Genomic DNA, 12,914 nt, shown 5'->3' with positions numbered 1-12,914 from the left:
TTGTTATTGCCTGATTTGAAGTACCGAAATGGGTGATTAGCTCAGTTGGTAGAGCATCTCCTTTACACGGAGGGGGTCGGCGGTTCGAGCCCGTCATCACCCACCATTTCGGGTCGTTAGCTCAGTTGGTAGAGCAGTTGACTTTTAATCAATTGGTCGCAGGTTCGAATCCTGCACGACCCACCAGTGTAGAAAGGCGCCCTAAAGGCGCCTTTTTGCTATGCAAAATCGAGCGGGGTTCGAACCTGCCTCTGTTCTTATCACTTTCTTATCACTTTTTTTACACTTCAGAATCTCAAGTTGCCGCTGTGTTTCTCCGATAACCGTAATGATCTATTACACAGGAGAAAACCATGACAACGATTAGCACTACCACAAACACGACCTCAACCACTGCCAGTAGCGGATCTGAGTCTAAAATCGACAGCCTGAATACACAGTTGACAAAACTGCAACAGCAGTTGAAAAACGTGACCAGTGACGACAGCCTGACTGCCGATCAAAAAACGGAAAAGCAACAGTTGCTCAAGAATCAGATTCAGGCACTGGAAGCGCAAATAGCGCAGCTTAAACAACAGGAAGCGCAAAAAGCTCAGCAGAAGCAGGAAAGCGCACAAAAGGAGTCAGGCAGTAAAGCGGCCGATGGTATTAATCGCCCGACTGATACGAACTCTGTTAACGTCTATATCTAAAACGCTGGCGACATCCGGCGCTGTTGCGTCAGCAAAACCGCCTGCTGACGCACCTCCTGCCAGACAGCCTCCGCCGCGGGCGTCAGTGAACGATTTTTACGCCTTACCAGCATAATAGTGCGGTTGATTTCCGGCACTATTCGTCTCACCAACAGCGGTCTGCCCTGTGGCAACGGCAGCGCCAGCGCGGGCAAAATGCTGATGCCAATCCCGGCTTCGACCATTGGATAAAGCGTCGCGGGATGGCCAATCTCCTGCACAATCTCAGCGTCCACCTCCTGCGCGCGCAACGCTTCGTCAATCAGCACCCGACTGCCTGACGCATAGTCCTGAAGCACCAATGGCCGATGATTAAGACTCTGCCAGCCAATAACGGCCTCTTTTGCCAGCGGATCGTCCTGACGACACAGCAGCAGAAAAGGCTCATCCAGAATGGCTTCGCATTCAAAATCTTCTACCGGCAGCGGCCCGATAACAATGCCGAAATCAACTTCCGCGTTACGTATGCTTTGCAATACCCACTGCTGCGGGCGATCGCGCAACATGATCCTGATCTCCGGAAAAAGCTCGCGGCTGGCGGCCAGGCACTGGGGCATCAGGTGGGCCGAAATGGTCTGACTGGCCGCCACGCGCACCGTGCCGCTGCGTTGCTGCCCGTAGCTTCGCACGTCCAGCATCGTGGTATTCAGCTCTTCAAGCATGCGCTCAAGGCGGCTGGCGAGCTGTTCACCCGCTTCGGTCAGCAACACTTCACGCGTTGTACGATCCAGCAGACGGACACCGGTTTCGCTTTCAAGCTCCCGAATGCTGTGGCTTATTGCGGACTGGCTCAGCCCGATCAGCTTTCCTGCCTGACTGAAACTGCCCTGCTGCGCAACGGCAACAAAGACGCGGAGTTGTTTAAGCGTATAATTCATCGATTTTTCTCATATATGAATTAAATAAATCAATTTTATTTCTAAACATAAGCCGCGCACAATAGCGCTATTCGTTTATTTAACCAGGCGTTAACAATGAGCATCTTCCGCATCGATCCCCTGATGTTAAAACTGATTATTGCCGTACTGCTGGCCACTTTTCTGCCCGCGCGCGGTCACTTTGTTGAAGTATTTGAATGGCTGACTACTGCTGCCATCGCCCTGCTCTTTTTTATGCACGGTGCCAAGCTGTCGCGTGAAAAGATCATCGCGGGCGGCAGCCACTGGCGTCTTCACCTTTGGGTAATGTTCAGTACCTTTGTTCTCTTTCCCTGCCTGGGGTTGCTGCTGGTGTGGTGGCATCCTGTACCGGTCAGCGCGGAAATCTACACCGGCTTCCTCTACCTGTGTATTTTACCTGCAACGGTGCAGTCTGCTATCGCGCTCACCTCGCTGGCGGGCGGAAACGTGGCGGCGGCCGTATGCAGCGCCTCAGCATCCAGCCTGCTCGGCGTTTTTGTTTCCCCCCTGTTGGTTGGCCTGCTGATGAACGTGCACAGCGACGCCGCGGGCGGCAGCCTGGCGCAAATCGGCAAGATTATGCTGCAACTGCTGGTGCCGTTCGTGCTCGGACATCTGTCGCGTCGCTGGATTGCCGGATGGGTTGAAAAAAATCGCGGCCTGATCGGCCAGACCGACCAGGCGTCAATACTGCTGGTGGTTTATTCCGCCTTCAGTGAAGCGGTGGTGAATGGCATCTGGCACCGCGTGGGTGTCAGTACGCTGCTCTATATTGTGGCCGTTAGCGTGGCGATTTTAGCCATCGTGCTGGTGGTTAATCTGCTGGCGGCGAAACTGTTTGGTTTTAACCATGCAGATAAAATTACCATTCTTTTTTGTGGTTCGAAGAAGAGCCTGGCGAACGGCGTGCCGATGGCAAACATTTTGTTTCCCTCGGCAGCGGTAGGGATTATTGTTCTGCCGCTGATGATTTTTCATCAGATACAGTTGATGATCTGCTCAATGCTGGCACAGCGATATAAGAAGTCGGCGGAAAAAACGATGAAAGAAACGACTATATAGCTAAAGCAACGCTGAAAATTATTCTGACTGAACACTTTTCAGTCAGAATATGCTCCTCTGGAAAACTGATTTATATTCTGTTAAATGCCATGCGATGTATTTTATGTTGAATTAGAAATGCATTAAACTTATGCTGTTGTAACTATGGAATTGGATTCAATGGAATGAACAAAAAACAATTATTAAACTCTTTTTGGATGATTTCGGAAAAAATCGTTTCCCTTATTGGTATCCTTTTTGTCACCTCTTTTGTTGCAAAATATATTGGCAGCATCGCCTTTGGAAAAATTGCTTTAGCAACAGCATGTTTTCAGATTATTCAGACAGCCGCACAATTGGGTAGTGACAATATTATCTTCAAGCGCGTAACGCAAAACCCCGACTCCGCATTAAAATTAATGAAGTCAACAACCTTGCCCAGAGTATTGATATACATATGTCTTTCCTCACCATTAATAATCTGGTTTTGGACGATGAACGACAATCTTATATTATGTTTTGCCATTGCTCTCAGCCTTACATGCCTGATTTCGTCGGCTGATGTTTATGCTATATATAATAACGCGAGCCTGCGCTCAAAGAAAAATACAATTTATAATGTGTGTGGCATTAGTGCAGGCTTGCTGTTACGTTATGGGATAGCCTGGTACCAAATCGATCCTGCTTACCTGTCTTTTCCTATTGTGTTCACCACCTTAATACCTTATCTATTACGGCAGTATGACTTCCGTGATAAGAACGTCAACAAGCTCAATTCACGGGCGCGCTGGAAGTATTGTAGATACCTTTTCTCTTCCGGTATATCTTTAGTTACGGCTTCGCTGTCCGTCGCTATTTACACCAGACTTTCACAAGTTATACTTGCCTGGTTAGCGGGTCCGGCTGCGCTGGGTATTTTTTCCGTCGCCAGCTCGCTTGCCAGCTCATGGATATTTGTGACGGCAGCCCTGATTGCTTCATCGTATACCAGTATCTTTAATTGTAACGATAGCGAGAAAGCTATGCTGAGAGCAGCAAAGCTTAACCAAATTGTTATTTTAGTTTCTCTGGTCTTTGTGGTGATTATTATTTTAACCGGACGTCCCCTACTGAGCTATCTTTATGGATCAGAATACTCGCCTGCTTATCCCGCAATGGTTATCCTGTCAATTTCCTCTTTACTTTCAGCACTGGGCCCTATCGCATACCGTTTTATCATTAAACTTTCTGGCTATAGCTATCTTTCAAAAAAGATGTTAATCCAGTCCCTTATAAGTCTGCCTCTGAGTATAGTTCTAATTTCAAAGTTTGGTCTAGAAGGTGCAGCCTGGAGTATGCTGATTACAGAATTACTGTCGTTAACGCTATTAAATTATTTCTTCTCATCTGCCATTATATTAAAAATGCATTACGCAATATTTTTTAAAAAGGAAAATTAAAAATGAAAGAATGGATATCTGAAAAAACAAAAAAACTCCCCTGGAGAACTCGCGACTATATTATGTATGTGAGAATATTCAAAAGAATCCCTAATCTGAAAAAACCAAAATATTTTAGTGAAAAACTACTCTGTAGGAAACAAAATGACTGTCATATCAACCCTATTTATACTTTACTGGCAGACAAACTGCTGGTGCGGGATTATGTTGAACTAAAAATAGGTGCTGACTTTTTAATCAATCTGATTTATTCCACTCAGGATGCTTCGACGTTAATCGATGTCATCGATGAACTGGGTGATGTTGTTATCAAGCCTAATCATGGCGCAGGAATGGTTCATTTTTTTGAGTGTACACCGGCAGTCGATGAGTTACGCGCGCAGATTGATAAGTTTGAAAAGTGGTTGAAAGTGGATTTTTCTGAGCATGCATGCGAATATCATTATAAAAATATCGATCGATTTTTATTAGTGGAAAAAAGGTTACGTGATAAGCATCCTTTCCTGATTGATTATAAATTTCATCTTTTCCGTCAACCTGATGGAACATTCTGGTATATATTGCAAATTATCGATAACCGTTTTCGTGGCGATATAATGAGAACCTTCTTTATTAACTCTCTTAGCGATAGCGCCTTAGATGAGTATCGGAACATACTGGAACTTGCTTTATCAAAAAGTTTTGTTTTGGCTGATGGGATCGATTATGTACGCATCGACTGGTACATCGTTAATGATAAACTCTATTTTGGAGAATTAACGCTAACGCCTGCCGCTGGATTCGGAACAGGATTTGGTGCAGAACTGGACAAATTAATGGGAAGTAAATGGCATTATAACTTTCCGGAAAAAAAAGCATAAATTTTATCCCTTGTAAAAAGGGTCAGGATGTTTCAGTGGCTTGACCAGCCCTTCCAACCCTTCAACTTTAATTGCCAGGGTGAGCTGCATCAGTTCACCCAGTTTGCCCTGTGGAAATTCGCCTTTGCGGGCGAACCACAGCAGATAAGGCTCCGGCAGGTCAATTAACGTGCAGCCCTTATATTTCCCGAAAGGCATCGCGGTATTGGCGATCTCAATAAGCTGCTCTTTTTCCATATTATTCTCCGAGTAGCCGGATCATTTCCGCTTCGTCAATGACCTCAACGCCCAGTTCCTGCGCCTTCGCGAGCTTAGAACCTGCCGCTTCGCCTGCAATCACCATATCGGTTTTTTTCGATACGCTACCGCTCACTTTTGCTCCCAGCGCCGTCAGGCGATCTTTCGCCTCATCGCGCGACAGGACGCTGAGCGAACCGGTCAACACCACGGTCTTTCCGGCGAACGGGCTGTCAATCTCCTCCGGTCTGATCGGCGTGACAGCAGGCCAGGTGATGCCTTCTTCAATGAGCTGGCGAATGACGTCGAGGTTGCTCTCCTCATCCATAAAGTTTCGCACATGGCTTGCAACCACTTTACCGACGTCCTGTACGGCAATCAGCGCCTCAAGATCGGCATTAATAATCTCATCCAGCGAGCCAAAATGCGCCGCCAGATTGGCCGCCGTCGCCTCGCCCACTTCGCTGATGCCAAGCGCATAGATGAAGCGCGCCAGGGTGGTGTGTCTGGCTTTATCCAGTGCCGCCGTCAGGTTTTGCGCTGATTTTGGCCCCATGCGATCCAGACCGGTCAGCTTGCCTGCCGTGAGCCTGAAGAGATCGGCGGCGTTTTTCACATACTCTTTTTCTACAAGCTGGTCGATAAGCTTATCGCCCATGCCGTCAACGTCCATTGCTCGACGCGACACAAAGTGTTTCAGCGCGCCTTTACGTTGCGCGCCACAAATCAGGCCACCGGTACAGCGGGCAACCACTTCGCCCTCAACGCGTTCAACGTCGGAACCACAAACCGGGCACGTCGTTGGAAAATCAACCTGACGGGCGTTGTCAGGCCGCTCTGATTCAACTACACCAACCACCTGCGGAATAACGTCGCCGGCGCGGCGAATAATGACCCGATCGCCAATGCGCAGGCCAAGTCGATCAATTTCATCCGCATTATGCAGCGTCGCGTTGCTGACGATGACGCCGGCCACTTTCACCGGCTCCAGCCGCGCAACCGGCGTAATGGCACCGGTTCGCCCGACCTGAAATTCAACGTCGCGTACCGTGGTAAGCTGTTCCTGTGCCGGGAACTTAAAGGCGATGGCCCAGCGCGGCGCGCGCGCCACAAAGCCAAGCCGTTCCTGAAGATCCTGTGAATCCACTTTGATCACCACGCCGTCGATATCAAAACCCAGCGTGGCGCGATCCGCCTCCACCTGCCGATAAAAGGCCAGCACCTCTTCCGGCTTATGGCATAAACGAATTCGGTCGCTTACCGGCAGCCCCCACGCCTGAAGCTGTTGCAGGCGGGCGTGATGCGTACGCGGCATTTCGCCCCCTTCGAGCAGGCCAAAACCGTAGCAAAAGAAGGTAAGCGGACGTTTGGCGGTGATGCGTGGATCGAGCTGGCGCAGCGATCCCGCCGCTGCGTTTCGCGGATTGGCAAAAACTTTGCTGCCGGTGCGGCGCGCCTCTTCGTTGAGTGCCTCAAAGCCCGCCTGTGGCATGAACACTTCGCCCCGAACCTCAATGCGTGCCGGTATGTTGTCGCCGTACAGCCGCAGGGGTATAGCGCGGATCGTGCGGACGTTAGCGGTAATATTTTCACCGGTTGTGCCGTCACCGCGTGTGGCCGCCCTGACCAGCAGGCCGTTTTCATAGAGCAGGCTTACTGCAAGGCCATCCAGCTTCAGTTCGCAGCAGAAGGTGATATCGTCACTGTTTTTCAGGCGATCCTGAACGCGCTTGTTAAAGGCCAGATAGCTCTCTTCATCAAAGGCGTTGTCCAGCGACAGCATGGGGATCTCGTGGCGTACCTGCTCAAAAGCGCTAAGGGGCGCCGCGCCAACGCGCTGGGTGGGGGAGTCCGGCGTAATAAACTCAGGATGCGCCGCCTCAAGCGCCTTCAGCTCCTGCATGAGGCGGTCATATTCCGTATCAGGCACTTCCGGCGCGTCAAGCACGTGGTACTGATATTCATGATGGCGGAGCGTGGTATGCAGCGCGGTGATTTTGTCTTGTGGAGATTGCATAGCGGCACCATAACGATAAAAAACCCCCGGCGGGCGGGGGTCTTGTCAAACAGGGAGCTTAAAACCGTGCGCGGATCAGGCGTTAGCCTCTGTCACTTCGCGAATACGGTTTTTATACGTTTCCAGCTTCTGCGGCGTCATCATACGGCGCTCGTCATCCAGCACTACGCCGCCGACGTCATCGGCAATACGCTGCGCCGACTGAAGCATCAGCTTGAAGTTCTGATTCGCGTCACCGTAGGACGGCACCATCATAAAGATCGAGATGCCCGGCGTAGCGAAATCAGACATTTTGTCCGGGTCGAAAGAGCCAGGTTTTACCATATTAGCCAGGCTGAAGAGCACCGGGCCGCTGCCCGCCGGGCTGAGATGGCGATGGAAAATATTCATTTCACCAAACTGGAAGCCCGCCTGCAAGATGCCCTGAAGCAGCGCTTCGCCGTCGAGCATGCCGCCCGCATGTGCGCCAACGTGCAGAACCAGCACCGTCTCTTTTAACGGTTCTTTACGCGGCGGCGCGGCAGGCGTTTCTGGCGCAGTGGTGAATTCTGGCTCGTCATCAACCTCGGGCTGGGCTGGCTGGATGGACGGCGGCCTGACGTGACGAACAGGCTCCGGCTCGGCTTCTGGCTCAGGCGCATGAGGCAACTCGCCGCCGAAGAGCGGATCGAGCTCTGGCTGTTCATCAATTTGTGGCGACTGCGCGGGGGCGGGTCGCGGCTTCTGCGGACGCGCAGGCGTCTCATGGCGGGTTGGCGTACCTGAAGAAGGCTCAAGCGGTTCATCAATCTCATCTGACGCTGTTTTGCGTGAGTGCGTCACACGCACTTTTCCCACGCCTTCTTCGACGTCGTCAAAAGATTCTTCTCTATCCTGTTTTAAACGCTTGTGGGGACGATCGCGAAAAACGGATGAGCGCTCTTTACGGCTGGTCCACAGACCATGAAGAAGAAGCGCTATTATGGCGATCGCGCCAACAACGATTAATATCAGACGCAAATCCTGCATCATTGTATTCTCTGTTGTTCCAATACCTTGCCACCGCGGCAAACTTTATCCTCTAACTGTATTTGCCCTGGTTAACAAGTGCAAGTCCGTGCACTATTTTCTGACAAATAAGCGTACCCTGACACGCTTTTTTGCTGTTTTTTCATCCAAATTGCACGCTGACAGCGAAAATGGCTGCGGTATGATAGCGTGGCAGGGTCAAATTTTAGAGGAATAACAGACAATGGCTTCATCGCAAACCCGGACGTCAGGCGTTTACTATTTTCAGCGTGGCTGGCAGCTTATCCATCTCGCAGGTATTCGGCGCTATGTCGTTATCCCGCTGCTGATTAACGTATTGCTGATGGGCAGCGCATTTGTCTGGCTCTTCTGGAAGCTCAATCAGTGGCTGCCGCTGATGATGTCCCATGTACCGGAATGGCTCCAGTGGCTGAGCTACCTGCTGTGGCCGCTGGCGGTTATCTCCATTCTGCTAGTCTTTAGCTACTTCTTTTCCACCCTGGCAAACTGGATCGCGGCCCCCTTTTGCGGCCTGCTCGCCGAGCAGCTTGAAGCGAAGCTAACCGGGAAAACCCTCCCTGACGGCGGCTGGGCAGGAATTGTGAAGGATTTTCCGCGCATCATGAAGCGTGAGTGGCAGAAATTCGCCTGGTATCTGCCACGCGCCATCCTGTTGCTGCTGCTCTATTTCATTCCCGGTTTCGGTCAGACGGTGGCACCGGTGCTGTGGTTTCTGTTCACCGCCTGGATGCTCTGCGTACAGTATTGCGATTACCCTTTCGATAACCATAAAGTGAGCTTCCGGCAAATGCGCGGGGCGCTGAAGCAGCACAGGCTTGACAACATGCAGTTTGGCGCGCTGATCAGCCTGTTCACGCTGGTGCCCATTCTGAATCTTGCCATCATGCCCGTCGCCGTTTGCGGCGCGACGGCAATGTGGGTTGACCGCTATCGTGGGCAATACAGTCCGCATAAATAATGCCTTATGCTTTTTCATTTATGCTTATTGCTGCAAAACATATCTATATACGATTTCTTCACTTCCTTGAAAAAATGAACGAGGTATGCTTTTAAGGTTCCCCAAATTTCATACAGTTAAGGACGGGCTATGAGTAAGATTTATGAAGACAACTCGTTAACAATTGGTCATACCCCACTGGTTCGCCTGAACCGCATCGGTAACGGCCGCATTTTGGCTAAGGTGGAATCGCGTAACCCCAGCTTCAGCGTTAAATGCCGTATCGGTGCCAACATGATTTGGGACGCAGAGAAAAAAGGCATTCTGAAACCCGGCATTGAGCTGGTCGAACCGACCAGCGGCAATACGGGCATTGCGCTGGCCTACGTTGCCGCTGCGCGCGGCTACAAGCTGACGTTGACCATGCCGGAAACCATGAGCGTGGAGCGCCGCAAACTGCTGAAAGCGCTGGGCGCAAACCTGATCCTGACCGAAGGCGCCAAAGGCATGAAGGGCGCTATCGCCAAAGCAGAAGAGATTGTTGCCAGCGCGCCGGAAAAATTTGTTCTGCTCCAGCAGTTCAGTAACCCCGCAAACCCGGAAATCCATGAGAAAACCACCGGTCCGGAAATTTGGGAAGATACCGATGGTGAGGTAGACGTGTTCATTGCAGGCGTCGGCACCGGCGGCACCCTGACCGGCGTCAGCCGCTTCATCAAAAATACCAAAGGTAAAAAAGATCTGATCACCGTCGCGGTTGAGCCAACGGATTCTCCGGTTATCGCCCAGGCGCTGGCGGGGGAAGAGATCAAACCGGGCCCGCATAAAATTCAGGGCATCGGCGCAGGCTTTATCCCCGGCAACCTGGAGCTGGACTTAATCGACCGTGTCGTCGCTATCACTAATGAAGAGTCAATATCAACCGCGCGTCGCCTGATGGAAGAAGAAGGCATTCTGGCGGGCATCTCCTCCGGCGCCGCCGTTGCAGCCGCACTGAAGCTGCTTGAAGACGAATCTTTCGCTAACAAAACCATCGTGGTTATCCTGCCCTCTTCCGGTGAACGCTATCTGAGTACGGCGCTTTTTGCAGATCTCTTCACAGAGAAAGAACTGCAACAGTGATGCCATCACGGCAGATTTGTCTAAAAAAGCACCCTCGAGGGTGCTTTTTTGTGGAGTGCGTCAAACTTTTGCCATTTTGAAGATTGATCTTCCCTGCCGCTCTTGGTATCTAAGCAACCAATTATTTCGATCCGAAAAATTAATCGGCGCATGAAATGGATCAAGCTGAATCGATTTACTGGTTTGGCGTGATCGCCCGATTAGCGGCATAATGGTTTGAGAAACGCGTACACTGGTTCTCTGATTCTGACGTGCGCTTTTCAAACTTAACATAGCGCATTTTTTGGCGCGTTTTATACGCCGGCCAGCGCGACATATCCAGGCTAAAGTTTTGCCGAACGGCTAGACTTTAGATCAATAAAACCAAACCTAATTAAGTTGGGGAAACATAATGTTCCAGCAAGAAGTTACTATCACCGCGCCTAACGGTCTCCATACCCGCCCTGCTGCCCAGTTTGTTAAAGAAGCCAAAGCGTTTGCTTCTGAAATCACCGTCACCTCTAACGGCAAATCCGCCAGCGCAAAAAGCCTGTTTAAATTGCAAACGCTGGGCCTGACTCAGGGGACCGTTGTTACGTTGTCTGCTGAAGGTGAAGACGAGCAGAAAGCGGTAGAGCACCTGGTTAAACTGATGGCAGAGCTCGAATAAGACGTCATCTTTCGTCTGGCGTTGCTTTATCAGGCAGAAATAGTGCAAACAATTTGATCGCGGACAGCATGTCCGCGTTGTTGCTTCCGTAAACTTCTCCGGCTAAGCGACACCTTGTTCCCGTACGTTTTACAATGCCAGGCTCGCTGAGTGGATTCGCCAACGGTTTCCGGGCCGATCGCCTCAGGTGATTTTCAGATATAAAAAAAGGTAGGGTTATGATTTCAGGAATTTTAGCATCACCGGGTATCGCTTTTGGCAAAGCGCTTCTGCTTAAAGAAGATGAAATAATCATTAACCGGAAGAAAATTTCTGCCGACCAGGTCGAGCAGGAAGTTCAGCGCTTTCTTGATGGTCGTCAGAAAGCTGCCACGCAGCTTGAAGCGATTAAAATTAAAGCCGGAGAGACCTTCGGTGAAGAGAAAGAGGCCATCTTCGAAGGGCATATCATGCTGCTGGAAGATGAAGAACTCGAGCAGGAAATCATAGCCCTGATTAAAGACGAGCTGGCTTCTGCCGACGCTGCCGCGTTCTCGGTCATTGACGGACAGGCAAAGGCGCTGGAAGAGCTGGACGACGAATATCTTAAAGAACGCGCAGCCGACGTACGCGACATCGGTAAACGCCTGCTGCAAAACATTCTGGGCCTGCACATTGTTGACCTGAGCGCTATCGCTGACGAAGTGCTGCTGGTCGCTAAAGACCTGACGCCATCTGAAACGGCGCAGCTGAACCTCAACAAAGTGCTGGGCTTCATTACCGATCTGGGTGGCCGCACTTCGCACACCTCGATCATGGCGCGTTCGCTTGAGCTGCCTGCGATTGTCGGCACCGGCAACGTGACCTCAGAAGTAAAAAATGACGACTATCTGATCCTTGATGGCGTGAATAATGAAATTCACGTGAATCCGTCGGCGGAAAAAATCGACGAGCTGAAAGCGATTCAGGCACAGTATCTGAGCGAGAAAAACGATCTCGCCAAGCTGAAAGATCTGCCCGCCATTACGCTGGACGGCCATCAGGTTGAAGTGTGCGCCAACATCGGTACGGTGCGCGACGTCGCGGGCGCCGAGCGCAACGGCGCAGAAGGCGTTGGTCTGTATCGCACTGAGTTCCTGTTTATGGATCGCGATGCGCTGCCAACCGAAGAAGAGCAGTTCCAGGCTTATAAAGCCGTGGCAGAAGCCGTCGGTTCGCAGGCGGTTATCGTTCGTACAATGGATATTGGCGGCGACAAAGATCTGCCTTACATGAACCTGCCGAAAGAGGACAACCCGTTCCTCGGCTGGCGCGCGATTCGCATCGCCATGGATCGCCCGGAAATTCTGCATGCGCAGCTTCGCGCTATCCTGCGCGCTTCCGCATTCGGCAAGCTACGTATTATGTTTCCGATGGTTATTTCTGTTGAGGAAGTTCGTACGCTGAAGGCAGAGCTGGAAATTCTTAAGTCTCAGCTGCGCGAAGAGAGTAAAGCCTTTGATGAAAGTATCGAGGTGGGCATTATGGTTGAAACGCCTGCTTCGGCGGCAATTGCCCATCATCTGGCGAAAGAGGTTGATTTTTTTAGCATCGGTACTAACGATTTGACACAGTACACGCTGGCGGTCGACCGTGGTAACGACCTGATTTCTCATCTGTATAACCCAATGACGCCTTCCGTGCTGACGCTTATCAAGCAGGTTATTGATGCATCTCATGTTGAAGGTAAATGGACAGGGATGTGTGGTGAGCTGGCTGGCGACGAACGTGCTACACTACTGTTATTGGGAATGGGGCTGGACGAATTCAGCATGAGTGCCATTTCTATCCCACGCATTAAGAAAATTATTCGTAATACGAATTTTGAAGATGCGAAGGCATTGGCAGAGCAGGCTCTGGCTCAACCAACAGCCGAAGAGTTAATGAACCTGGTCAACAAGTTCATTGCAGAAAAAACTCTTTGCTGATCCTGCG

Annotated in this window: 12 protein-coding genes and 2 tRNA genes; 10 read left to right on the top strand and 4 right to left on the bottom strand. The window is 50.7% G+C overall.

All coding sequences use genetic code 11. The annotated features are described in order from the left end of the window. Positions 1-30: 30 nt before the first annotated feature. From GS12_RS03580 to GS12_RS03570, 3 genes are all read left to right on the top strand, one after another. Positions 31-106 (top strand) — tRNA-Val (locus GS12_RS03580). Positions 107-110: 4 nt separating this feature from the next. Continuing rightward, a tRNA-Lys gene (locus tag GS12_RS03575) sits at positions 111-186 on the top strand. A gap of 167 nt (positions 187-353) precedes the next feature. After that, positions 354-692 (top strand): FlxA-like family protein, encoded by a 339-nt coding sequence (locus GS12_RS03570; RefSeq protein ID WP_034943966.1) that lies wholly within the window; start codon positions 354-356, stop codon positions 690-692. Here GS12_RS03570 and GS12_RS03565 read toward each other — a convergent pair. Beyond that, positions 689-1,609 (bottom strand): LysR family transcriptional regulator, encoded by a 921-nt coding sequence (locus GS12_RS03565; RefSeq protein WP_034943963.1) that lies wholly within the window; start codon positions 1,607-1,609, stop codon positions 689-691. The genes GS12_RS03570 and GS12_RS03565 overlap by 4 nt on opposite strands. A gap of 96 nt (positions 1,610-1,705) precedes the next feature. On the opposite strand from GS12_RS03565, the gene GS12_RS03560 reads away from it, so the two are divergent. From GS12_RS03560 to GS12_RS03550, 3 genes are all read left to right on the top strand, one after another. Beyond that, positions 1,706-2,692, top strand: coding sequence for a bile acid:sodium symporter family protein (locus GS12_RS03560; RefSeq protein WP_034943960.1), 987 nt, complete (start codon positions 1,706-1,708; stop codon positions 2,690-2,692). 164 nt (positions 2,693-2,856) lie between these two features. Next, the gene (locus tag GS12_RS03555) at positions 2,857-4,110 is read left to right on the top strand and encodes an oligosaccharide flippase family protein (protein WP_034943957.1); all 1,254 of its coding nucleotides are present in this window, start codon (positions 2,857-2,859) and stop codon (positions 4,108-4,110) included. Positions 4,111-4,112: 2 nt separating this feature from the next. After that, positions 4,113-4,970: an ATP-grasp fold amidoligase family protein gene (locus GS12_RS03550; protein WP_052118347.1), complete on the top strand. Its 858-nt coding sequence runs from the start codon at positions 4,113-4,115 to the stop codon at positions 4,968-4,970. Between the two features lie 3 nt (positions 4,971-4,973). Here GS12_RS03550 and GS12_RS03545 read toward each other — a convergent pair whose 3' ends face one another. From GS12_RS03545 to zipA, 3 genes are all read right to left on the bottom strand, one after another. Beyond that, complete coding sequence (locus GS12_RS03545; RefSeq protein WP_034943955.1) at positions 4,974-5,207, bottom strand: DUF3820 family protein; 234 nt, start codon at positions 5,205-5,207, stop codon at positions 4,974-4,976. A 1-nt stretch (position 5,208) separates the two neighbouring features. Further along, positions 5,209-7,224 carry an NAD-dependent DNA ligase LigA gene (ligA, locus tag GS12_RS03540; RefSeq protein WP_034943952.1) on the bottom strand — a complete coding sequence of 672 codons (2,016 nt, stop codon included), beginning with the start codon at positions 7,222-7,224 and terminating at the stop codon, positions 5,209-5,211. A gap of 75 nt (positions 7,225-7,299) precedes the next feature. Then, complete coding sequence (gene zipA, locus GS12_RS03535) at positions 7,300-8,235, bottom strand: cell division protein ZipA (RefSeq protein WP_034943949.1); 936 nt, start codon at positions 8,233-8,235, stop codon at positions 7,300-7,302. Positions 8,236-8,455: 220 nt separating this feature from the next. Here zipA and cysZ point away from each other — a divergent pair, with 220 nt between their 5' ends. The 4 genes from cysZ (at position 8,456) to ptsI (ending at position 12,907) form a co-directional block, all read left to right on the top strand. After that, a complete protein-coding gene (gene cysZ / locus GS12_RS03530) occupies positions 8,456-9,211 on the top strand; it encodes a sulfate transporter CysZ (RefSeq protein ID WP_034943946.1) in 756 nt (251 codons plus the stop codon). Positions 9,212-9,340: 129 nt separating this feature from the next. Then, entirely contained in the window at positions 9,341-10,312 is a 972-nt protein-coding gene (gene cysK, locus GS12_RS03525; RefSeq protein WP_034943943.1) for a cysteine synthase A, read from the top strand. A gap of 391 nt (positions 10,313-10,703) precedes the next feature. Continuing rightward, the gene (gene ptsH, locus GS12_RS03520; protein ID WP_034916267.1) at positions 10,704-10,961 is read left to right on the top strand and encodes a phosphocarrier protein Hpr; all 258 of its coding nucleotides are present in this window, start codon (positions 10,704-10,706) and stop codon (positions 10,959-10,961) included. Between the two features lie 218 nt (positions 10,962-11,179). Then, a complete protein-coding gene (gene ptsI, locus GS12_RS03515; RefSeq protein ID WP_034943940.1) occupies positions 11,180-12,907 on the top strand; it encodes a phosphoenolpyruvate-protein phosphotransferase PtsI in 1,728 nt (575 codons plus the stop codon). Positions 12,908-12,914 lie beyond the last annotated feature (7 nt).

This window comes from Erwinia oleae, assembly GCF_000770305.1.
Classification (GTDB): domain Bacteria; phylum Pseudomonadota; class Gammaproteobacteria; order Enterobacterales; family Enterobacteriaceae; genus Erwinia; species Erwinia oleae.
Note: the sequence above shows the minus strand (reverse complement) of the source record. Positions and strands in the feature narration are given on the sequence as shown.